The organism is Chryseobacterium sp. OV279 (assembly GCF_900128945.1).
Classification (GTDB): Bacteria; Bacteroidota; Bacteroidia; order Flavobacteriales; family Weeksellaceae; genus Chryseobacterium.
Window position 1 is genome coordinate 899,817 of record NZ_FQUD01000001.1, and the last position, 21,473, is coordinate 921,289.

22 protein-coding genes are annotated in these 21,473 nt (G+C 33.0%); 11 read left to right on the forward strand and 11 right to left on the reverse strand.

Going from position 1 to position 21,473, the window contains the following annotated elements; all coding sequences use genetic code 11:
* The gene (locus BUA72_RS04045; protein ID WP_072921889.1) at window positions 1-816 is read right to left on the reverse strand and encodes an RNA polymerase sigma factor; all 816 of its coding nucleotides are present in this window, start codon (window positions 814-816) and stop codon (window positions 1-3) included.
* 385 nt (window positions 817-1,201) lie between these two features.
* Here BUA72_RS04045 and BUA72_RS04050 point away from each other — a divergent pair, with 385 nt between their 5' ends.
* Both BUA72_RS04050 and BUA72_RS04055 read left to right on the forward strand, forming a co-directional pair.
* Window positions 1,202-1,453: a helix-turn-helix domain-containing protein gene (locus tag BUA72_RS04050; protein ID WP_072921890.1), complete on the forward strand. Its 252-nt coding sequence runs from the start codon at window positions 1,202-1,204 to the stop codon at window positions 1,451-1,453.
* Between the two features lie 400 nt (window positions 1,454-1,853).
* Entirely contained in the window at window positions 1,854-2,822 is a 969-nt protein-coding gene (locus BUA72_RS04055; RefSeq protein ID WP_072921891.1) for a HEPN domain-containing protein, read from the forward strand.
* 104 nt (window positions 2,823-2,926) lie between these two features.
* Here BUA72_RS04055 and BUA72_RS04060 read toward each other — a convergent pair whose 3' ends face one another.
* Both BUA72_RS04060 and BUA72_RS04065 read right to left on the reverse strand, forming a co-directional pair.
* The gene (locus tag BUA72_RS04060; RefSeq protein ID WP_083544113.1) at window positions 2,927-4,702 is read right to left on the reverse strand and encodes a reverse transcriptase domain-containing protein; all 1,776 of its coding nucleotides are present in this window, start codon (window positions 4,700-4,702) and stop codon (window positions 2,927-2,929) included.
* 129 nt (window positions 4,703-4,831) lie between these two features.
* Window positions 4,832-5,866, reverse strand: coding sequence for a BT4734/BF3469 family protein (locus BUA72_RS04065; RefSeq protein WP_072921893.1), 1,035 nt, complete (start codon window positions 5,864-5,866; stop codon window positions 4,832-4,834).
* 170 nt (window positions 5,867-6,036) lie between these two features.
* On the opposite strand from BUA72_RS04065, the gene BUA72_RS04070 reads away from it, so the two are divergent.
* From BUA72_RS04070 to BUA72_RS04085, 4 genes are all read left to right on the forward strand, one after another.
* On the forward strand, window positions 6,037-8,160 hold the full coding sequence (locus BUA72_RS04070) for an AAA family ATPase (protein WP_072921894.1): 2,124 nt from the start codon (window positions 6,037-6,039) through the stop codon (window positions 8,158-8,160).
* 1 nt (window position 8,161) lies between these two features.
* A complete protein-coding gene (locus tag BUA72_RS04075; protein WP_072921895.1) occupies window positions 8,162-8,977 on the forward strand; it encodes a DUF3226 domain-containing protein in 816 nt (271 codons plus the stop codon).
* Window positions 8,978-9,428: 451 nt separating this feature from the next.
* Window positions 9,429-10,541 carry a heparan-alpha-glucosaminide N-acetyltransferase domain-containing protein gene (locus BUA72_RS04080; RefSeq protein WP_072921896.1) on the forward strand — a complete coding sequence of 371 codons (1,113 nt, stop codon included), beginning with the start codon at window positions 9,429-9,431 and terminating at the stop codon, window positions 10,539-10,541.
* 130 nt (window positions 10,542-10,671) lie between these two features.
* The gene (locus BUA72_RS04085) at window positions 10,672-11,004 is read left to right on the forward strand and encodes a hypothetical protein (RefSeq protein ID WP_047449594.1); all 333 of its coding nucleotides are present in this window, start codon (window positions 10,672-10,674) and stop codon (window positions 11,002-11,004) included.
* A gap of 106 nt (window positions 11,005-11,110) precedes the next feature.
* Here the strand turns inward: BUA72_RS04085 and BUA72_RS04090 are convergent, their stop codons facing one another.
* Window positions 11,111-11,461, reverse strand: a complete 351-nt coding sequence (locus BUA72_RS04090) for an SH3 domain-containing protein (protein WP_072921897.1) — start codon at window positions 11,459-11,461, stop codon at window positions 11,111-11,113.
* Window positions 11,462-11,867: 406 nt separating this feature from the next.
* Between BUA72_RS04090 and BUA72_RS04095 the strand changes: the two genes are divergently transcribed.
* On the forward strand, window positions 11,868-12,386 hold the full coding sequence (locus tag BUA72_RS04095) for a thioredoxin family protein (protein WP_072921898.1): 519 nt from the start codon (window positions 11,868-11,870) through the stop codon (window positions 12,384-12,386).
* Between the two features lie 196 nt (window positions 12,387-12,582).
* Here BUA72_RS04095 and BUA72_RS04100 read toward each other — a convergent pair whose 3' ends face one another.
* From BUA72_RS04100 to BUA72_RS24355, 7 genes are all read right to left on the reverse strand, one after another.
* Entirely contained in the window at window positions 12,583-14,055 is a 1,473-nt protein-coding gene (locus BUA72_RS04100) for a thiol-activated cytolysin family protein (RefSeq protein WP_072921899.1), read from the reverse strand.
* Window positions 14,056-14,057: 2 nt separating this feature from the next.
* Entirely contained in the window at window positions 14,058-15,125 is a 1,068-nt protein-coding gene (locus tag BUA72_RS04105; protein WP_047449586.1) for a thiol-activated cytolysin family protein, read from the reverse strand.
* A gap of 277 nt (window positions 15,126-15,402) precedes the next feature.
* Window positions 15,403-16,002, reverse strand: coding sequence for a hypothetical protein (locus tag BUA72_RS04110; protein WP_072921900.1), 600 nt, complete (start codon window positions 16,000-16,002; stop codon window positions 15,403-15,405).
* A gap of 342 nt (window positions 16,003-16,344) precedes the next feature.
* Window positions 16,345-16,740, reverse strand: coding sequence for a DUF7674 family protein (locus BUA72_RS04115; RefSeq protein ID WP_047449580.1), 396 nt, complete (start codon window positions 16,738-16,740; stop codon window positions 16,345-16,347).
* Window positions 16,741-16,788: 48 nt separating this feature from the next.
* Window positions 16,789-16,920: a hypothetical protein gene (locus BUA72_RS24735; protein WP_262483641.1), complete on the reverse strand. Its 132-nt coding sequence runs from the start codon at window positions 16,918-16,920 to the stop codon at window positions 16,789-16,791.
* A gap of 81 nt (window positions 16,921-17,001) precedes the next feature.
* A complete protein-coding gene (locus BUA72_RS04120; RefSeq protein ID WP_047449575.1) occupies window positions 17,002-17,358 on the reverse strand; it encodes a DUF7674 family protein in 357 nt (118 codons plus the stop codon).
* Between the two features lie 4 nt (window positions 17,359-17,362).
* Window positions 17,363-17,524, reverse strand: a complete 162-nt coding sequence (locus tag BUA72_RS24355) for a hypothetical protein (protein WP_175548850.1) — start codon at window positions 17,522-17,524, stop codon at window positions 17,363-17,365.
* 447 nt (window positions 17,525-17,971) lie between these two features.
* Between BUA72_RS24355 and BUA72_RS04130 the strand changes: the two genes are divergently transcribed.
* From BUA72_RS04130 to BUA72_RS04145, 4 genes are all read left to right on the forward strand, one after another.
* Window positions 17,972-18,985 carry a nucleoid-associated protein gene (locus BUA72_RS04130; protein WP_034730550.1) on the forward strand — a complete coding sequence of 338 codons (1,014 nt, stop codon included), beginning with the start codon at window positions 17,972-17,974 and terminating at the stop codon, window positions 18,983-18,985.
* 297 nt (window positions 18,986-19,282) lie between these two features.
* A complete protein-coding gene (locus tag BUA72_RS04135; protein WP_072921902.1) occupies window positions 19,283-20,056 on the forward strand; it encodes a cyclase family protein in 774 nt (257 codons plus the stop codon).
* A gap of 226 nt (window positions 20,057-20,282) precedes the next feature.
* Window positions 20,283-20,573: a hypothetical protein gene (locus BUA72_RS04140; RefSeq protein ID WP_072921903.1), complete on the forward strand. Its 291-nt coding sequence runs from the start codon at window positions 20,283-20,285 to the stop codon at window positions 20,571-20,573.
* A gap of 53 nt (window positions 20,574-20,626) precedes the next feature.
* Window positions 20,627-21,460, forward strand: a complete 834-nt coding sequence (locus tag BUA72_RS04145) for a GLPGLI family protein (protein WP_072922483.1) — start codon at window positions 20,627-20,629, stop codon at window positions 21,458-21,460.
* The last annotated feature ends 13 nt before the right edge of the window (window positions 21,461-21,473 follow it).

Sequence of the window (21,473 nt, forward strand, 5' to 3'; positions counted from 1 at the left end):
TCAAAGAGTTATTTCAGAAATGTTTTGATTTTGTAGATATTGATAGGCATACAGAAATTCCCGATGTACTTCCTTCTCAGGTAATTTGAGTTCTTTGGCAATAACCGCAAATGAAGATTTCTGTTCGCATCTTCTTTTCATGATCTCTAGCTGTTGACTGCTAAGGATATTTAACTGCTCTTCATTGTTGAATGCTTTTTTCTGTGGCGGTTCAAAAGAAGTTCTGTTGAGAATTTTCTTAAGATCGTCTATGGCTCTGCTCACCTCATTGCTGATGCTCGTCACACTGCTTCCCATAGCTTCTGCTATGGGTTTGTATTGAAAGCCATATTCAAGACAAAGTTCAATAAGGTGTTTTCTTTTGGAATCCAGTACATTTAAAATGTTTTTAACTTCATCAAAATCTTTTTGATCAGATTCCTGATTGAGAAGAATTTCTTTATCAATTAATGGATCGTAACCTGCGAGATAATCCTGATAGTTTTCAAAACTTTCAAGGGAAGCCATCAAGCGAGTGAATTTATTCTTCGGAGCGTTGAAATAGGAGATACAATCTCTTTTCATAACAAACCGTAAGAAACCAAGAATATGATTAGGGGTCTCAATTGAATCACGATTAACCCATAGTTTGAGAAAAACATCCTGAACAAGAGTTTCTACAACGAAATCATCATCAAGCTTTTGTTTTCCAAGCCAGAAAAGAAGCCTTTTGTAGCGCAAATGAATATGATTGAGAGCAATGGGATTGCCTTCTTTAAACAGTTTGTAAAGCTGAAAATCGGTTAACTTTCGGGGCGAAGTATTTGTTCTTTTCATAAGCAGTGTGTTTAGTAATCATTGCTGGAAGGAACTGCTTATATCTAAAGAGGAATTCTACCGATTAATCGTATCCTATTTATTTAGTTTTACGCAAAATAAACGGCGTGGAACTCAACTTATAGCATTAGAGGCACTGGTATACCCGTGTACGATAAGTGAGCCCACGCCGAAGTCGTGGGCAATTTACTTATCTTCTCGTACACATAAAATTACCAGTTTTCTAATGCGAGAATCTAAGCAATAGCTTCTATATTTCTTTGAACTATCGCAAAGTTACACTCTTGTAACCTGTATTGCAAATATAGCAAAATATTTAATACTTGGGATATATCCCAATAGAATTTTTTCAAATTTATTGCATTTTGCTATAAATAAAGAAGTAATGGACATTTTGAATGATCTAACAATTGGTATCGGAAAAAGAATTAAAGTAATTAGAAAGGAAAAGGCTTTGACTCAAGAAACCTTAGGATTAATAACGGGAATTGATAGCGCAGACATTAGCAAATATGAGTCAGGCAAAATTAACTTAACTTTAAAGACAATTTCGAAGTTTGCTATTGCACTAAATGTACACCCTAAAGAATTATATAATTTCGATCTTGATATTACGAAATATAAAATTGAAGAGTAAATATTACCGCGCTAAAGTTCGGATTTTGCTTTTATAGAAAATTTATTGGAACTAAATAATTACATCTTGATAAATAGTTTAGTAAAATTTATTAGCATTTTGAAAAACTAAAAAGATTATTAACAGTTCTTTGGTTTTATTGTAATTTATGTTGTCCCGCAATTTGTTAATAACTAAAATATTTTTTTTAATTATCCTTGTCAGATAGAAAAAGTTATTTATTTAAAGCTAATATCAGTTAATATATATTACCATTAAAATGTAATTATTATGAGGAAATATTTAGATCTGATATTCTTAATGATTTGAAATAATGGCAGAAATACATTTACTAAATTTTCCAAATCATATAGAAGCAGTGCATACAATTAAAAGTTAACAGAAATTATACACCTCCCAGATGATAGAAGCGACAATTATAGTAGGCATTCACAATCTAAGATTATCTCAAAAAACAATTTTCCCACTTAATGAGATTGCAACTTTAAGTAATGATCTCACATTAATCCAAGACATTATTGACGATGAAAATGTAAGAAAGTTAATTGGTTTGAATGAGATCAATTTCATGATTGAGAATAAAACTTATATACTACTAAAGCAGTCTCTAAACGTAAGTTTGGAAGACTTTAATGAAAAAGAAGTACTTTCAAAAATATTAAGTAGCGTACAAATTCTTTGTCAGTGTTTTTGGATAATCAAGGATAATGCTATTAGAAGTGAACTAGGGCACTTAATTTATTATTCTGGCGAGAGTAAAAGAACATTCTTACATACGAACCTTTGGAGTTTTGCTCTTACTAATTGCCTAGGAAACAATTTGGAAAGTATTGAGTTTAATTTAGAAGAGATGGTTTTGAGCAATTCTGCTTTTACTGTACTCACAGAAAATCTGGATTATAATTCTACCATAAATAAAAATGCAAAACTAACAAATAAGCAAAATAGACTTAATCGTGCATTTTATTTTCTACAGTCAGCGAGACAAAGTGAAGATATAGGTATTAAAATTGCACATTACTGCTCAGTTTTAGAAAGTTTATTTTCGGTTTCAAATTCTGAGTTAAAACATAGGTTATCAGAAACTGTTTCATTTTTTCTAGGAGATAATAAAGACAAAAGAATCGAGATTTATAAAAAAGTTCAACTAGCTTATGACGTTAGATCATCAGTTGTTCATGGCGATGGTATTGCAGATAAATTTGTAAAAAATAATTACAAATTACTTTATGATGTATCAAAAAATACTGATGAAATTATAAGAAAATGCTTCGATAAAATTTTTAGAGATGAAAATTTAACTTTATTATTTACTAGAAATTCTAAAGAGGAAATTAATACATTTAATCAGGATTTAATCTTTGAATAAATTATCTGTAAGCAGTCTTCCCGAATTTTGAATTTAAAATAAATTATACTTTGGAAACACAATCTTTACAATTGATTGATACAAGGTTGCCAATATCCAAATTATTAGTTGGGTTTGTTTTTTGATCTTTCCAAAATTTGATAATAATAACTAAATGGCTTATTATATTTTATAGTTTCACGTTCAGGAATGTCAATATTTAAATCTTCAACCTTTTTTACATCCTTTAATAATTTGTAATACTCTTTGCTTCTGTTTCTGTCAAATTGCTTAATCTGCCTTAGAGAATGTTTATTGATTGTGAGTAATCTAAAACCATTTTTCCAGCATAAATCCGTTGAAACCTCTTCAAAATTTTCAATTCCTACTCTGCCAACAGACATTCCAATAAGTCTGTTGATTGCTGACTCAGTTACTGTACCTTTTGGCTTTCTCATACCAACAGCCACTGCATTTTTAATTTCTGTAACGATTACTTTTTGCTTTTTTAGTTCTTTTTTAAATGATTTTTTTCTAATTCTAATTTCACCATTGTAATTAATTTCATAACCTACAAAACCTATCCACGGAAAATTCAGATTTTCAACTTCACCCCACTGAAAAGGACCTTTCGATTTCCCTTTCCAAAATTCATTATAATAAATATTGTCATCTGAATCAAAATTAATTAGTTGTAGATCATCTTTGAAAGGATGAGGAAATAGTTTCAATTCATTTAAAGTTGCCATATATTGGTCTTTAGATTTACAGCACTCTTTTACAGAATTTCCAATAATAATCATATCATCACAAAATCTCGAATAGAAAATATCGTAATTTTTCATCTGAATATCAGTATCGTTTAAAACAATATTAGCTATCAGACCAGAAAGTGCACCACCTTGAGGAATACCAATTCTGTGCTTTGTAAAATCATCATAATGCTTACTTAGGTCATTATTTCCTATCCATCCAAAAAAACCATTGGGTATTCTATATGAGTTCCAATAATGATTATCTGTTTTTTTTGGACAATCGTAATTAAAACAATAAATATCTAAATAATCGTTGAAAATAGTCTTTGCAAAATTTAAATTTATTTCAGGAAATTGTTTCTGAGATAATATTATTAAGTCGTTGAACTTGGATTTAACAATTTCGTGGCTAATTGTATCAAAAAATTTCATCATGTCGCATTCAACAACGAAAAGTTTTTTACCGTTGTTATTTTTTTTATATTCTAATATATCTTCAATACAGTGATGGTGAGATATAATGCTTTTTTCACGTTTCTTTACTCTAAAAGCATATGAACTATCTTGAAATTTATCATCAAAAAGTTGTGTTAAAAATTTATTTGTTAAGCTTAAAATAATTCTGTCTTTAAAACTAAATAAACAAATTGGTCTACATTCGTTGTCTTTGTTTAGCAATAAACTGCCTTTTAATTCTGGAAATAATATCGGCTTAGATAATCTATAATTATTTTCAGAAACCGTATTTTGAATTTCAGTAATTAGAGATTTTAAGTTCAGAAACCAAGAGTCTTGCGATTTATTTCTTTCATAAAGTTTAATAGTTTTTAATAAGGAATAGAAATTTTTGTCATTAGAGGTTAGAAACTCATTGTTACTGCTGTTTTTTCTTCTTGACTTTTCTCCCAGACTAACCCACTTTTTTCTGGGGGGCAAAATATTATTTAGTTCTTGAATAAGATTTGCTTGATACATTATTAATTCGCTTCCACCCTGACTTTTTCTGTTATGATAATTATAACCAGGGTTTGATGTAAGAAGATGTAGCGAATGCTTTTTTGATCGATTTCTAGCCAATTTGATTCGCATTTTACAAATTTGTCTAATAATTTCAGATGTTCTAAAATAAAAATTAATTTGATTCATGTCATAAAATATGGGGTTCCGAGTAAAGTGTTTACACACGTATTGACAAAGATGCTGAGATATAATTTTTTCCCCTTTTAAACTCTTTGGCAGGGTTTTACCGTTGATAAGAGTGATACTTGCGAGAGATTACTCTTCCGCCTTCAGAACCCCATTTTTTTGATATTTAGTTTGAAATCCCTGCTGATTTGCTAAAAATATGATTGTTGCGAAATTAATTTCTCCTTTTCGCGTTTCATAACAATTTATAAGAAAATTTGTGCAAACAATTTCATTGTATTTTTCTTTGTCTAATATACTTATTTTTTTGAAATATTTCAATCCAATATCAAATGTGAAGGTATTTGCTATTGCCATAGCAACTTGACACCAACTGTTATAATCATTGGTTAAGCTTTTATCTTTTTTATACAAAAATCTAATAATATCAGACATAAACTTTCTATTAGAAGGTTTGTTTTTGTTTGCAGGATTATATAATGCATCTCTAGTATTAGAAAACTTTAATATTTGCTTATATTCTTTGCTGTTTTTCTGAAGTATTATATCATCATTATTAATTTCAAAAGCAGAATGATTTTCTTTTAAAACCATCTCTTTATCTGATGAAAGAAAACATAAACGTGTAATGTCACTTCCACTTTTATCAAGTTCAATACTAAAATTTTCCAAAAAATATTCTGACAGTTTTCTAAATGCACATTTGTGAAGATAGTCAATAGTTAAATCTTCCCTATTATCAATATTATACGAGATTGGAACAATCCCTTTAAAGCCATTATTTGAAGGTGATTTCCAAAAAGAAAGTACAAAATCAATTGATAACAAATTCGATTTTATTTTTATCATTGAATCATTATCTAGTTTATCAATATCAATTGTAATTAATGGAATGTAGTGGGTTAAATTTGATAATAGTCTTTTTTTCTCAAATCTTCCACTAAAAGTGACAGCTGGTAACTTTTTTTTATTGTTATCATAGTACTCTTTATTTCCTGCTTGCAGTTGAGTTCGTAAATCCTCTATCTTGAAGTTAAGTTTTTGGCTTTTAATATATTGCAATATATTAATTATAGATACTTCAGATGTAATTTCCGACCAAGTATTTTCTTGTAAAGAAATTTTTGAACTAAGAAGATTTGTAATTGTTGGTATATTATTCATAAAATAATCACTATTACAAATATAATCACTTTAGATTAAAAATTTTTTCCCTAATAATTTTGATGCTATCTTTGATCTACAAATAATTAAAATAACAAAACAATCATACTGTTCTTGCAATTGTATTGTTTGTACATACTTTAAATAGTTAAATTTAAAAAAAAACTTGAATGGATAAATATATAAGCAAGCATATAGACAGATTAATGCTGGATCCAAATAATTATCGATTTATTGATAATAAGGATTATGTTCACGTATCAGACGATCAAATAAGTGAGAAAAGAATACAGGATAGATCTTTGAGTTTTTTGATAGGTAAAAATGAAGATAACATTTCTGATTTAGTTACCAGTTTTAAATCAAATGGAATTTTAAAATTAGATCCAATTCAGGTTAAGGAATTGCCTGATAATAATTATTTAGTAATCGAGGGAAATAGAAGAACAGCGGCTTTAAAATATTTGTATGAACAGTACAAAAAGTCAAACGATGTAGGTAAGTTAACAGAGAGTGATTTTAAAAGCGTGGAATTAGTGTTGATTTCAGAAGAGAGTCCCATACAGCATCTAATAACTATGGGATTACATCATATTAGTGGTAAAAAAAAATGGAGCCCTGTCAATCAAGCTCAACTAATTCAGGATCTGAAAATCAAACACAAACTAACAGAAGAAGAAATTTGTAATTCATTAGCGATTAATAAACATAATTTGAGAAGGAGTCTGCGTATTCTATCACTTATTGAAGGGTATAAACGTAGTGATTATGGTGACCAGTTTCAAACAAATATGTTTTCGGTTTTTGAAGAAGTTATTAAGAATGTGAAAATGAAAGCTTGGTTAGAATGGAACGATACAGAAATGCGTCCTACAAATTTAGAGAATGAAGAAAAATTATTTTCTTGGATATCTAAAGATGAAAGTATAGAAGAAGATGAATTAGGAAATGAGCAACAAATCACTTTAGAGCCAATTATAACAAAAAGTCATGAAATCAGAGAACTTTCTAAATTCATAAATGAGCCTAAAGCTGTCGAGCAAATGGAAGAGGCAAGAAGTATTGCTTTCGGTTTTGTTTTCAGTGATGCAGTAGGTGAGTCAAGGCTTCGCAATGCTTTGGAAACAATTCAAAAAGAAGTTAATTCTGCTTTTCAATTTAGTGAATTTATGAATCAATCCGATTATACAATAATTAGTAAACTCAGAAATAAACTAGATAAATTACTACCGACTAATTCAAATATTGAATTAACAGAATCTCCTGCATCTATTTATTTTAATTCAGTTGAATCACATTTTAACTCAGTTAATATAATTCAATATAGAAAATTACATAACATTCAAATAAGTAACTTAAGTAGAGTAAATATTTTTGCAGGTGGAAATAATACTGGGAAGACCTCACTGCTCGAGATTTTTTTCTTATTTACAAGACTTAATAGTTTTAAATCAGTTATCGATTTAGAAAGGTTCAGAGGAAGATTTTATCAAGATTTTCCAACAAAATGGTTTAACAAAATTTTTGTGGACAGCATAAATATACAAGCAGAATTTAACGATATTATGTGTTCTGTAAACATTATTAAAAAGGAAACCAATGAAGATATAGATAAAAGTCATTATCTAACTAGTATAGTTACAGATGCCAATGTAAATGGAGACAATTTCTCAAGTACAATTCATTTATTTGATAATAAAGATCCTGAATTTTATTATGAAAAAAGCCAATTTTTATGTCAAGCCACATTCAGCAGCCCTTATAGATATGATGGACAACTCTTGAAGAGAGCTCACGCAAAGGCAGTACAAGAAAAATATTTTGATGAAATTATGCTTTTTATCAATGAAAATTTAGATAAAAATATTGAAAAAATTGAAATGATCAGTATAGATAACGAAAGCCGATTCATGGTAAGTTCTACAAATAACGACGTGGCTATTGATATCACAAAATATGGGGAAGGATTGCAGAGAGTATTTGAGATTGCTTTGCTAATGGGATATAGTAGAAATGGTGTAATCTGTATTGATGAATTAGATAGTGCAATACATAAAAACTTATTGGTTAAATTTACAGAGTTTATACAAAAATTAGCACAAAAATTTAATGTTCAGGTCTTTTTGTCGACTCATAGTAAGGAATGCATTGATGCATTTGTAGAAAACGGTTATCCTGATAATGAATTAATGGCTTATGCAATTACGGAAGAGGATGGTAAATTAGTTGCTAAATTTCTAGAAGGAAATAAATTAAAGCATTTAGTAGAAAGTATAAATATTGATATCAGGTAATATGGCAACGCAAATACTAGCGATACTTTGTGAAGGTGTTCATGATGTTGAATTTTTATCGAAAATTTTAAGATTTAATGGTTTTAGTAGTAATGATAGTTCCAAGATAAAAGACTATCCCGCCCCGATTGCTCAATTACTTAAAACTGAAGCGACAAAAAGTAATGTTGACGACTTAAATTTGATGACTGTAAGACAGGTGCTTCTGCCTGGTAGCACAGTTAGAAAGGATAATAACTATCTTCTTATTTATGCGATGGGAGGTGATGAAAAAAAAACTATAAGGAAACAGTTATTATCAGACTTCCACATGCTTATTCCAAAGAAAGATGAAATAAGTTCTTTACCTAAAGATACAAATTTAGGGATTATTTATTTTTTAGATTCTGATGATAAAGGTATCTCTGAAAGAATTTCTAATTTAAATACCGAAATTAATGAGATTATAAATATTCAGCCGTTCAAGTCACATAAGGAAATCTATAATCATAACGGATTAAAATTAGGCGCTTTTATATTTACTGGTGCTGATAATGATACTGGAAAGTTAGAAGATATTTTAATGCCCTTGATGAAAAAAGATAATGAAGATATCTTTGAAAATGCAAACTCATATTTGAAAGATCATTATAACGATGGTCGAAAAGTGCAAAAATATGATAATGATAAGTCAATTATAGGAGTTGTTGGACAACTTCAAATTTCGGGAGCCTCAAATACGGTCTGTATAAAAAAATCCGATTATCTCAATGATGTAAAGATTAAAGCTGATATAAAATGTATCGAAATAGTTGATTATATAAATTCTCTTTGCTAAACGATAAAAAGTAAATTTTCACTATATATTTTTCGAAAATTATATTTATAAATCAGTATCCTATTTGTACCATAATTTTATAATTAATTGATTATCAAGTATAGTTATTTTTGAAGAAGTTAAAATAAATAAGTGTAAGTAACTTTTACCTTTAATATACAACCGCAGTAGACCTAGTTTACTGCGGTTTTTTGTTGTGAATTATATTCGTTATTTAAGGTAGATATATAGGATGCAACAGGATGATACTTTGATTATTGTTAAAAAATAGTCATGATAATTTAAGAATGAATAAATTATAATTTAGTTTTAATATGTATCTTTGTTTTTATTTAGAATAAATAAATATTGAAATAAAAAATAAAATGTATACCCTGTAAAACGGATATTGTATAATCTCAATCAATTAATCCACGATACGTTTTGCAGCCTTATTAAAACTAAAAAAACTATGGAAAAGCAAAGCAAAAGAATTGCAGCACTGGATTTAATCAAAGGGATGAGTGTCATCGGCATGATTATCATCCACACCTTACTTATTTACGCGAATGTGAAGTCGCAGTCGGAGACCGTTATCGGGAGTTTCATTGTCTTTCTCGGCAGAGGAACTTCTATTTTCCTGATCTGTATGGGGATCACCTTTATGACGTCCAGTCATCAGAGTCTTAAAAGCTCAATAAAACGGAGCGGTTTACTTTTATTAGCTGCTTTTTTCATGAACTTTATGAAGTTCATTGTTCCGGCAGTTTTAGGTTTTGCTCCTGATCATTTTATTCAGAAATACGGATGGCACGGCCCGATAGAACAGCAGTATATGTATCTGGTCATGCTGGGAGATATTTTACAGTTAGCAGGGATTTCTTTACTGTTTGTCGGCTTTATCCGGGAGTATGTAAAAAATAAATATGCTATTCTGGCGATAGGATTACTGATCGCACTGGTATCCAGAGAAGTTAGCGGAACTATTATTGATTATCCGGTGATCAATTATATCACAGATCTTTTTTTCAGCAATGATTATCCTGCTTATATCTATTTTCCGGTATTTCCCTGGATGTCTTTTATTATCATCGGAATGTTTTTTGGGAAATGGTTTCTGGAACTGAACCACGACAGCAAGAAGTTATTCAGGAATATGCTGTATGTAGGATTGGTGTTCGTCGCTATTGGAGCTCCTTTGGTTTTCGGATTTGATGCCTATAATTATAATGGTTTTTATCACATGGGACCCGGAGGTGTTATTTACTTTGCCGGATGGACACTGATTTTCCTGTGGATTATTTTCAGGCTCACCTTAAAAATGAAAGAAAATAAATTCACCAGCCTTTTAAAATACTGTAGCAGGAACCTGACTTCGATGTATATGATTCAATGGATTCTGATTTCCTGGGGAAAAGGAATTTTTGGATACAGACAACACAGCATTGGATCCGTATTACTGTTGATCTTGCTTTACATGATTCTGACATTTTCAGTTCAAAAATTACTGGATCTCTTGAAAAAGAAAAAGCCGGTGATTGTTCTTGAACAGCCCATTTCAGTAGATGAAACCGTCCTGAAGTGATCATTTAAAGAAAGCATAGAAGGAAAATGACGGTTATTGTTTTTTTTAATTGAATTAAATTATTTTCATATCATACAGGTTTGGCTTGTTTTATGTTATATTGATCAAACTAACTTAAAAAAAAGACAATATGAAAAAGAATGTATTGACCTTATTAGCGTTCGGTTTATTTGCAACAGCTGTTCATGCCCAGGAAACGGTAAAACAGGAAGCGAAAAATGTAGGCACTGCCATTGAAAAAGGGGCAAAAGCCACAGAAAAAGGAGTTAAAGATGGCGCTGACTGGGTTGGAGACAAAGCTAAAAAAGGAGCAACCGCTACAAAAAAAGGCGTTAAAAAAAGCACCAAATGGGTAGGGAAAACAGCCACCAAAGGTGCGAAAAGCGTTAAAAAGACCGCTGTAAAAGGGGCAGATGCAGTTGCAGATGGTTATAAAGATGTAAAAGCAGATTTGAAAAAATAATTTTTCAGAAAATTATAATAAACGACTTCAATAATAGAGGTCGTTTTTTTGTGTAAAGTTTCAACGTATTGATATTAAAAACTTTGTATTGTGGTAGTAGGTCACATTAATTAATCAGATGCTCCCAAACGTATCCTGTTTTCTTTTGGTACCGAACTTTTACCCAACTGCCTTTTCTATTATCTATCGTATCATTTTGTACTTTTCGCTGAATGATTTCTATTTCCGAATGTAGAGGTGCAATGATTAGGATCTTTCCATTTTTAGAAGGGCTCTCTCTAATTGAAGCTCCACTTTTAGCTATTATTTTTGCCCGCACAGATAGGTTGTCCTTCGGCGGATTACTGCCAAGAAAACGGAATGCTACTATCAATATAACAAACGTAAGACCTGTAATCACCCAGTTCAATATTTTTAAATGAGTTCTGAGTGGTTTTAAACTTTCCCAATCTGCCATTTTACTTTAAGAAAAAATAAATTAAACCAATTAAAAACAGGATGATCATATATTTTTTTGAAATCCTGTTTTTAAGCGCTGTCTTTTCCATGTCCAATGCACAGTCATTGCAAAGGAATCTTGGACCTGTATAGGTAACATCTGTATACCTGGATGACGAGTGGCCGGTGACGACATTTCTACGATGATAAGCTCCTGAACAACCACAATGATAACAATATGCCATTGAATTTATTTTTTATTCAACAAATGATGAGTTAATTTCAAATATACATTTTTCTCCATCAATTATGGATAGAATGACATGAGATTTATATCTTTTGGAAGTAAGACATTGCAGCATAAGTAAAACATATCACAAGAAAAATTTCTAACTTCGTACAGGTAAACCTAAAACAAAATTTAAATGAAATTTTTTAAAGTGATCCTTGTTGCCTCTTTATTCCTATCTCAGCTGAATGCTGCACAGGAAAAGGCAGATATAGAATTGAACAAAGCGCTTACTGAAGCTAAAGCTCAGAAGAAAAATGTTCTGCTTGTATTCCATGCTTCATGGTGCGGCTGGTGTAAACTGATGGAGAAAAATATGAACCTTCCCGAAACCAAACCCATCTTTGATAAGAAATTTGTAACCACTTACATCGATGTTCAGGAAAGAGGAGAAAAGAAAAAACTTGAAAATCCCGGAGGACAGGAGCTAATGAACAAGTACAAAGGAGAAAATGCAGGACTTCCTTTCTGGCTGATCCTGAATCCAAAAGGAGAGGTACTTGCCGATTCTTTTGACAGTAAAGGAGACAATTTAGGATCTCCCGCAACGCCTGAAGAAGTTTCCACATTTATGGCTAAGCTGGAAAAAAGCTCAAAAATGAATAAAGAAGAACTTCTGACCATTCAGAAAGTATTTGTGAAAAAAGATAAATAAAAGAAACTCCCCGGATTGTATTGTCCGGGGAGTTTTTTATTCAGATGAAAAGGTTAAAAGATTGGAAGCTGGAGGATGAAGTTACTATCGGCCAATAATTATTCGTTTTAACTTCAATAACTTTCCTCTTCGAGCTTCTGACTTCCTTCCATAATGATAAAATTGGAATGTCTTATCCCGAACCTAGGTTATCTTATTAATCGATCACAAGATAATTGTACTTGTCACTTGGTGCTATGCTGTATTCCACATCTTCTGTGTAAATGGGTACCACTTCACACCCGAATCTTCCCCTTGGCATACAGGGCCCGTTCTCACGGGACAATACCTGATTGGGAATGCTCATATTAATATTCATTCCGGCATTTTGAAGAATGATAGGTTCATTCGTAGTAGTGTAAGTCCAGGCTCCATTCATACCGCTATTTTTTCTCCCTACTTTTGATATTTTGTTGATCACAAAGCGGATGCTCGGATGAGCAATCGTGTTGGTCTGGCTCTTACTGGAATAGAAATACAGTTTTAAGTCCACATTTCTGTTACGGCCGCTGGTGATATTTTCTTTCACCAGTTTTACATAAACCGGTGGGTTTTTAATGTCAAATTTAAAGGTAGTTTTCACCGGGGAATTATCCTTTAAATAAGAGTATGTACAGAAAATCGGAACACCCGGCTGGCTTTTTGAGAAAGTTCCCTTAGAAATATGGTTCACAAAAGCTTCATATCCTTTGAAAGACTGTGCAGCGGTAACGCCGCTTCCGCCTATCAGATAAAGATTGAAATCCGCTCCGTTTAGGAAGTTTTTTTCCTCCTGAGTCAGATAACTTTCACCCTTTACAAACAGCTTGCTGAATGATTCATTGATCGTCGTTCTTGCCGTCTCCGTCAGTTCATTGGTTTCAATCGTTAAAACACCCATTCTTCCGTAAGAAATAGAATTCACATACACCGGTTCTACACCGCCGCTGTCAAAATTGTTGTCATTCACAAGTGATCCGGCAGGAATATCCATATCCAGCGTGAAAGAAGTCTGGTAAAATTTCACATAGAATCCCGTTCTTTTTGCAATCATCCCTTCTTCAATATTCGTAGATGAAGAGTTTTTACCAAATAAAGATCTTGTATTCACATTTGACCCAAAGGCCACTTTCAGCTCATCATAAGACGTGAACTGTTCCACACTGTAGCTCAGCGTTCCGTTCTGTGTAAAATCAGCAGACTGGATATAATCCTGTACCAACTGTCTGGTCTTGGATAAAGAAGGCTGATCAATGGTGAATGCTGTCTTTTTATTCAAAGCCGGAATAGACATCGAAACGGTAACAGGCTTTACTGAAGCCGTAATGGGCTTAAAATTCATATCCTGTATGGAATTGCCTTTCAGAAGAGATCCCGGGAAAATATACATCTGAAGGTGTGGCAGCACGATGGATTCCGAAGATTCAAATTCTTTTGTTTCTGTAAATTCTTCCGCATTGCCCCCTTTAGCAAGCATACTTGTATTCTTACCTGACAATGCTGAAGGATAGGTTCCGAATGAAGTTACATTCACCACCTGTTGGGGAGTGCGGACCATTTCCTGAGCTTCTGCGGATCTTTCAAGCTCATTCGTACAACTTTCTAAGGCAGCTATAGAGATAGCTGCCATTAGGAATATTAATTTTTTCATGCTTATTTTTCTACAGTGAATGTGGTGTAGTAGACAGAATTGTCACCTGCATGAGCTGCGGTAAAGTTGATAGGAACTCCCGGAGCATTAGCCGTAAACTGACCGCCATTCACGATGAAGTTGATAAAGCCGGTGTAACCCTGTACCACCTGTACTGCATCAGATCCGATACCTCCCAGAATGTACACTTTCAGGTCAGACTCTTCAAGGATTTTTTTACTCTGAACATCAATGCTGATGGATCCGTTCACCATTTTAGCATTTAAGGCTGCTTTTAAAGCAAAAGCCGTTTCGTTGTAAGAATAATCAGATTCAAGAGAGATGATTCCCAGTCTTCCGTACGTGATAGAGTTGATGTAAACCGGATTTTTAGACGCTGCCAAATTCAGGTCAGATTCATTTTTGAAGATATTTCCGTTATCCGGAATATCCATATCGATGGTGAAATTTTTCTGCGTGAACTTAGCAAAGATCCCCGTATTTTTTTTCACTTTATTGTTGCTTCCGCTGATATCGATACTGAAAATACTTCCGATATTAACGTTAGCGCCGAAAGCAATTTTAAGTTCGCTGTAATAAGAGAACTGCTTGATGTTATAATCAAAAGCAAGCGACTGCTGACCGCTGAAATTGGCACTCTGCATCGCTTTGAAGATAGAAGATCTCATGCTCGAAAGGGTAGGCTTTTCAATCGTGTCAACAATAAAGTCAGACGGGAAGGAATAGGAAACCGTGATCGGCTTTACAGGATAAGAGATCGGGGTATACGAAAGATTGTCCAGCGTAGTGGAATTATAAACACCTCCGATAAACGTTTTGTTGGGAGAAGTTACCACCATCTGATCACTGTTTAGAGTCACTGTAGTAGTTTTGGAAGCCAGTTCTTTTCCGCCTACAGATACTTCGTCATAATTTAAATACTTCGAAGGTAAAGCCACAACAGGATTTAGTTTTGAAGCTTTTGCTCCTTCTACAACAGTTTGTGCTTCCTCATTCATATCCTGACGGCAGGAGATTGAAGTAATACTGGCTACAACCAGTAATGCAATGGGTAAAATGATTCTTTTCATAAATTTAATTTGAGGCCCTAAAAGTATAGTTTTTACACAACTGTGTGAAATATATAACCATTAAATCTTTGTTAACTGCTATTAACAAAAGATTAACTAATCGTAACTGTTTGACTATAATTTAAATACTTCTCTGTATAGTGATAAATATCATGTAATTTGAAAAATAAAACGATAAAAAAACTCCCCTGACGATTAGTCAGGGGAGGCTGTTCTCAGATCAAATAAATGTATGAAAGGATATTTCTAGGATCTGATTACACATCGTGAAAATTTGTTATAAGTTTTTGTAATGATAATCAATATTGGTCCACACAATATCATCTCCGGTGGCAGTCATTGCTGCTGGATTGTCGAAAACACTTTTCCCGAAAATATCCTGATAAGCGGTAATTCCGAAAACAGCTTTCTGGGAAATAGTTAAAGCGTTCATATTTTCTCTCGGCATCCTTTTCACATACCGGAATGATCTTTTAAGCGTAAATGAAGATTCACTTCTGTTAAAGATCCCGATAAAATTCTGTTCGTTATTTTCCGTAATGAATACTGAATCTTGATTAATCTTCACACTATAGGTAAGATCTGCTGAAGTTCCGGAGATCAGTTGAAGAGAATTATTTTTCAGGTCAAGACTTATTTTTTTCCAGGCCGGTTCCTGATACGTACTCCAGTAGCTGTTCAGATAAGATTCTGAAACATCAGTTTTCTGACCGGAAGGACCTTTGTACACTGAAATATTCTGTACTGCGTAATTTTTGTACTCAAATTGAAAAACCCTCTTTTCCGCAGGCTTAGGAGTTTCGATCGTGCTGTCATCATTTCCGCTGCATGACATCATAGGTAAAGCCGCAAGAATAAATAAAAAAGAGTATTTCATCAGATAATTTTTGCAAAAGTATATATTTTACACCATGTAGTGAAATATTATTTAATAAAATATCTGCTAAGCATAATAAAGAACTTTTAAAACAAAAATTTCAAATAATATCTAATATGATTGATAATATTTCCGTCATCAACTAAATAGGATCATCATGTTGGCCTCGGAAACTTTATTTTTAGCGGAATATTCCAGCCTTGAATTTTTCGTTCTTAAAAGGGTATAAAAATATACTTAATAAAATATTCTTATCAATTCCTTGACTTTAAAAAATTCAAAACAAAAAAACTCCCCAGACAAAAATGCCTGAGGAGCCCTATTTACAAATTAAATTATTTCTTACTTACCGAAAAAGATCTCGTCCTGTTTCTGCTGCTCATTATAAATAAGCTGAAAATTATCAGGCATATTCTGATAAAGAAGCTTCCACTGCTGGATTTTTGAATGTTTTTTAAAGCTTTCCAGCGATCTTACAAACAGGTTTTCGATCACGGTTCTCACATAAGAATCACCGTTTCTGTAGATCCAGTCCATCAGTTTGATATGATGGGCTACGATGTAGATTTTCGATTCCTGCAGCATATCCTTCAAATAGTTAATGGTAGCCTGAATCACACCGGCAAAGTTTTCCTGCACAGATAACTGAGTGATTTCACTTCGGAGTGGTGGATAGAAAAATTTTAAGTATTCAACGGCTATTTTTTTATTAATAGCCTGCATTTGTACTTTCATCATAATTAATATTTTTCAGTATTTATCTTGCAGCGAAATGTGTACCAAAATTTACAGCATGGCAGCAAAAATAAAAACGCCTATAATCACAGCGATGTGAGTAACCAATAGTTCTGTATTGTGCCTGTTAGTCGTGGTTTTCCATGTTTTCCAGTCGGATATTCTTCTGATTTTTGTTTTCATAATCTATTGAATTTGAGTGGTTTTGATTTTAAAGCAAAATCTGCTTTTGTAATGAAACAGACGAAAAATGTAACGAAAATTTTAAATTCCGTGATTGTAAATCTGTCTCGAATACGTTTGTTGCAGCTCTTTTGACATATGACTGAAGATCACTTTACGGTATTCTCCGCTACAAAAGGCCGTAAAATTGTCCAGAGAATAAATAAAAACACCCTCGACTGCATTTTTTAAAGCAAGATCTCCGTTTGTATAAATTTTGTCCATTTTCTGAATGCTTTTAAATAAAACATTTCTGTCATTCTGGCGGACCATATTTTTGATACGTTCCGTGAACGTGCGGATGACACTGTACGGGGTCTGAGGCATCGTTTTCGTAAGTTCGTTTTCAAAGTCAGGAATAACTTCTGTAATTTCCCGGACGGCTTCTGAATAGTTCATATGATTAATGATTTTGTTCTAAAAGTTTAATGATGGCTCCAAAGACGAAAACGGTCATAAAAGCCATGAGAAGCAGATGGTAAGGTTTCAGCCACTTTGGGGTTTCCGGTCCTCTGCTTTTTAATCTTCTTAACCTGTCAAGGCGGTTTAAAGTCTTTAAGTCCATATTGTATGTTTTGAAGATGATGAAGCCAACGGCGTACCTTTGAATGTGGTTTTAATGTAATTTGCTTTTAATCAATCAATTGTATGGTTGTTTGTATGTGCCGGAATCGAAAAAAACATGTCAGAATGATAAGGTTTTTATCAAAACGAAATGAAGAGAACCTATTTTTAAATTTTAAATCAATACGTTTTTAAGAATGTGAAGAAAGGCTGCTTTGTAATCTGGTCTCTTTAAAAAAATCATCAGATTTTACCTTAACGTTCCTTATCTCCTTCAATACTCTTAAGGATTTAAATCTACATTTGAAAGAAAATCCGCATGATCAGCCAGATCCGCGAGCGATAAAAAACATAGCCATTTATTTTCTCCCAAACATTAGCCGACTTGTTTTATTTGTATGATAGAAAGAATAGAATGAATATCTTTGCACTCCAAATTATTCAGGACATGTTTTCAAAAATTATAGTACACAGAGTAGGAAATAAAATCAACGGAGAATCTTTAACGCTGTCTCAGGAAGAGCTGAAGCTGGAAGAAGGAATGGCAGAATTGCTTGAAGATTACTTTTTAGGTTCTTTTAAATCGGAAGAGACCTTCAATTTTTACAGTGACACGTATTTGGTCAATAATCCGGTATACAGTTCCGTATCCGAGATCTTTGAAGACAAAGCGAAATTCCTTTGGGAGTCTGAGAATATTGCAAAACACCTTTTTGAAGCCGCTGAAAACCCTAGAGTTCAGGGTGGAGAACTGTTTATCGTACTTTTTGAAGAAGAAAGTGACCGTCCGGATAAAGTAGATAAAATCGGGATCTTTAAAACAGAAAAGAGAGAATCTTTCCTTAAAATTTCTCCTCAGGAAGAAACTTTTGACATTGAAAAAGATCAGGGAATTGGTTTGTCTAAAATTGACAAGGCTGCTTTAATTTACAACAATAATAAAGAAACGGGTTATGTACTTTCTGTGGTTGACAATAACAAAAACGGAGATATGTACTACTGGTTCGAGGATTTCCTGAAAGTAAAACAGCGTGACGATGAATATTTCCACACGCAGGAAGCTTTAATGGTGTACAAAGATTATATAACCAAACAGCTTCCACAGGAATTTGAAGTTTCAAAAGCAGACCAGGCCGATTTCTTAAATAAATCTATTAATTTCTTCAAAGAAAAAGAAGAATTTAAGCTGGACGAATTTGCAACCGAAGTATTGGGCGATGAGCATGTGATCGAAAGTTTTGTGAATTTCAAAACCGATTACGAGCAGGATATGCAGGTGAATATTGCTGAAGAATTCCCGATCAGTGAAGCGGCTGTAAAGAAAACACAGCGTCACTTCAAAAGTATCATTAAACTGGATAAAAACTTCCACATCTACATCCACGGTGACAGACAGAAGCTGGAAATGGGCGAGGACGACAAAGGAAAATACTACAGACTTTACTTCGAAAAAGAAGTGTAATCAACGAAAATAACCTGAGTTAGGGTTTGAGAGTGAGAGAGTCGGAGAGTGATAGGGTTTTAGAGTTTTGGACTGGTGGTCAGTTGCTGGTTGCTAGTTCGTAGTGATCAGGTTAATAGGATTATTGTCTGATATCTGGAGTCTGATATCTGAAATCTTGAATCTACCATTCACCATTCACTTGCGAAGCAAAATTCACTATTGACATTCTAAATATAAAGAATCAAAGAGGGCTAATTTTTAAATTGGTCCTCTTTTCGTATTGGGTAATTCACCCCTTTTTCCTTCCTTTGTGAGATGAAAACAACCATTATTGACCTGTCCAAACCGATTCAGTACAACGCCGGAGACCCTTGGTTTATGAGGGTTAAGATCAAACATAAGGCTCACAAAAAATCACACTGGCTGATCCGTCTGGCATTGAATCTTCCGTTCAGACTTTTTCCGAAAAACTGGACAGGATGGGCAGATGATTCCATTAAAAATATGGGACTGCATGCGACAACACATATTGATGCACCATGGCATTACGGTCCGGTGGTTGAAGGAAAACCTGCCAAGACGATTGATCAGATTCCTCTTGAATGGTGTTATGGCGACGGTATTGTCATTGACTGTACCCATAAAGAAGATTTTGTAGCCATCACCATTGATGACCTGAAAAAAGATCTCGATAAAAACGGAATCACGATTCAGGAAGGAAATATAGTACTGATCCGAACCGACCGTGATAAAATGATGGGGACCCCGGATTTTGTAGAAAAAGGAACCGGAATGAGTAAAGAAGCCACCGAGTGGCTGATCGACCAGGGCGTAAAAGTAATGGGAATCGATCAGTGGGGCTGGGATCTTCCATTAAAATTTATGGCTAAAAAAGCAAAAGAACTTAATGATCCAGAATATTTCTGGGAAGGGCACCGTGTTGGCATAGAAAAAGAATATCTACACATCGAGCAGCTTACCAATCTCGCGGCATTGCCGTCTTCAGGATTTAAAATCAGCGTTTTTCCATTGAAAATTGTAGGGGGATCTGCGGCACCGGCCAGGGTGGTGGCGATTATCAATCCGTAGCAAACAACTTTTTCTCAACCATTGAACTAACAGATAAAAAATAAAATCTTAATTAATGGGTTCTTATCGGCTTTTAGCATGAAGGAACGAAGTTTAAATTAAAAAAAATAATAGTAAACGGAAATAAGGTTAAATAGTTGATTTTTAAATATTTATAATTATTATTTTTTTCATTTGTTTTCTTTTTCTTTTTATATTTAGAGCTTAATCTTAAATATTTAACACAATGAAAAAACTATTATTTCTATCTGCTTTTTTTATAGCAGGACTTGTAAGTGCTAAAGAAAATGTAAAAAAAAGAACAGATTCTGAAGAAAAAGCAAAGCCTGAATTAAAAAATGATTATGCAGCCATCGAAAGCGAAGAAACTTCCCAATTAAGTACGGCTAAAGCCTGTAGTCAATGGGTGGGTGTTACCGCCCCTTGTGGAGCCTCCTACTCATTATGTACAGATAATTACCAGACATGGGGTGATCTGGTGGAAGCTGCAGAATATTTTAATGATGTAAAATGCTAAATGTAGTAAGTAAGAACCGTAATATTTGTGGTTCTTATTTCAATGCTGAAAACATGAAATTTTACTTTTCTCTATTTTTATTTATAGTTTCTTTTGCTAGAGCTCAGGTTTCTGTTACCGGAAATTTTTCAATGAAACCTGATTCGTATGAAGTAAAGGTGATAGATAAAAGCCTGCAAAATATATATTACAAATTAAAATTTGTCAGAGATACTAAAAACTCAGGAAAGAAATTAGAGGCGGTCTGTATACTTCAATTAGGAGAACATTCTTCTAAGTTTTCTGATTTTAACAGTTTAAGAAAAGATTCTCTGATGGAAAAATTCAGCCATCTGGATCATTTAGGTTCTAAAGAACTGAATCAGACATTAAATTTATCTGAAAAATGGAAAAACGTTGTTGTCAAAAGTTTTTCAGAAGGTAAAATAATTGTACAGGATGTAGCCAAAAATACCTATCAATATGAAGAAAGGCAGCCCGTTCTTAATTGGGCACTTGAAACCGAAACAAAAAATATATTAGGGTACTCATGCAATAAGGCAATTGCTAAATACAGAGGAAGAAAATACACGGCCTGGTATTCTAAAGATATTCCTATTCATAATGGTCCCTATGTTTTTCAAGGACTTCCGGGACTTATTCTTGAGATTGAGGACAGTAAAAGTAACTTCCATTTTATGGCAGTAGGTATCGACAAAAAAGCAGCTGACATATATCTGAGAAGCGAAAAAAGAATTCTTGTGATAACGAGAGAACAATTTAGAAAAATAGCACAAAATTATCATGATAATCCGGGATTCTTTCTTGGGAAATCTTACGATATTAATGGAAATGCTATTATTGATGGTGGAAAAAAACGTCCATATAATCCTATTGAAATGGAGTGATATTAATTTAAAG

Coding starts and splice junctions, on each gene's coding strand:
- BUA72_RS04115 (WP_047449580.1), bottom strand. CDS start 16,740: ATGATGAAAGTACAAATGCAGGCTATTAATAAAAAAATAGCCGTTGAA.
- BUA72_RS04145 (WP_072922483.1), top strand. CDS start 20,627: ATGAAATTTTACTTTTCTCTATTTTTATTTATAGTTTCTTTTGCTAGA.
- BUA72_RS04140 (WP_072921903.1), top strand. CDS start 20,283: ATGAAAAAACTATTATTTCTATCTGCTTTTTTTATAGCAGGACTTGTA.
- BUA72_RS04050 (WP_072921890.1), top strand. CDS start 1,202: ATGGACATTTTGAATGATCTAACAATTGGTATCGGAAAAAGAATTAAA.
- BUA72_RS24355 (WP_175548850.1), bottom strand. CDS start 17,524: ATGGACTTAAAGACTTTAAACCGCCTTGACAGGTTAAGAAGATTAAAA.
- BUA72_RS04085 (WP_047449594.1), top strand. CDS start 10,672: ATGAAAAAGAATGTATTGACCTTATTAGCGTTCGGTTTATTTGCAACA.
- BUA72_RS24735 (WP_262483641.1), bottom strand. CDS start 16,920: ATGAAAACAAAAATCAGAAGAATATCCGACTGGAAAACATGGAAAACC.
- BUA72_RS04120 (WP_047449575.1), bottom strand. CDS start 17,358: ATGAACTATTCAGAAGCCGTCCGGGAAATTACAGAAGTTATTCCTGAC.
- BUA72_RS04060 (WP_083544113.1), bottom strand. CDS start 4,702: ATGAATCAAATTAATTTTTATTTTAGAACATCTGAAATTATTAGACAA.
- BUA72_RS04105 (WP_047449586.1), bottom strand. CDS start 15,125: ATGAAAAGAATCATTTTACCCATTGCATTACTGGTTGTAGCCAGTATT.
- BUA72_RS04065 (WP_072921893.1), bottom strand. CDS start 5,866: ATGAATAATATACCAACAATTACAAATCTTCTTAGTTCAAAAATTTCT.
- BUA72_RS04095 (WP_072921898.1), top strand. CDS start 11,868: ATGAAATTTTTTAAAGTGATCCTTGTTGCCTCTTTATTCCTATCTCAG.
- BUA72_RS04055 (WP_072921891.1), top strand. CDS start 1,854: ATGATAGAAGCGACAATTATAGTAGGCATTCACAATCTAAGATTATCT.
- BUA72_RS04090 (WP_072921897.1), bottom strand. CDS start 11,461: ATGGCAGATTGGGAAAGTTTAAAACCACTCAGAACTCATTTAAAAATA.
- BUA72_RS04080 (WP_072921896.1), top strand. CDS start 9,429: ATGGAAAAGCAAAGCAAAAGAATTGCAGCACTGGATTTAATCAAAGGG.
- BUA72_RS04070 (WP_072921894.1), top strand. CDS start 6,037: ATGGATAAATATATAAGCAAGCATATAGACAGATTAATGCTGGATCCA.
- BUA72_RS04075 (WP_072921895.1), top strand. CDS start 8,162: ATGGCAACGCAAATACTAGCGATACTTTGTGAAGGTGTTCATGATGTT.
- BUA72_RS04130 (WP_034730550.1), top strand. CDS start 17,972: ATGTTTTCAAAAATTATAGTACACAGAGTAGGAAATAAAATCAACGGA.
- BUA72_RS04135 (WP_072921902.1), top strand. CDS start 19,283: ATGAAAACAACCATTATTGACCTGTCCAAACCGATTCAGTACAACGCC.
- BUA72_RS04100 (WP_072921899.1), bottom strand. CDS start 14,055: ATGAAAAAATTAATATTCCTAATGGCAGCTATCTCTATAGCTGCCTTA.
- BUA72_RS04110 (WP_072921900.1), bottom strand. CDS start 16,002: ATGAAATACTCTTTTTTATTTATTCTTGCGGCTTTACCTATGATGTCA.
- BUA72_RS04045 (WP_072921889.1), bottom strand. CDS start 816: ATGAAAAGAACAAATACTTCGCCCCGAAAGTTAACCGATTTTCAGCTT.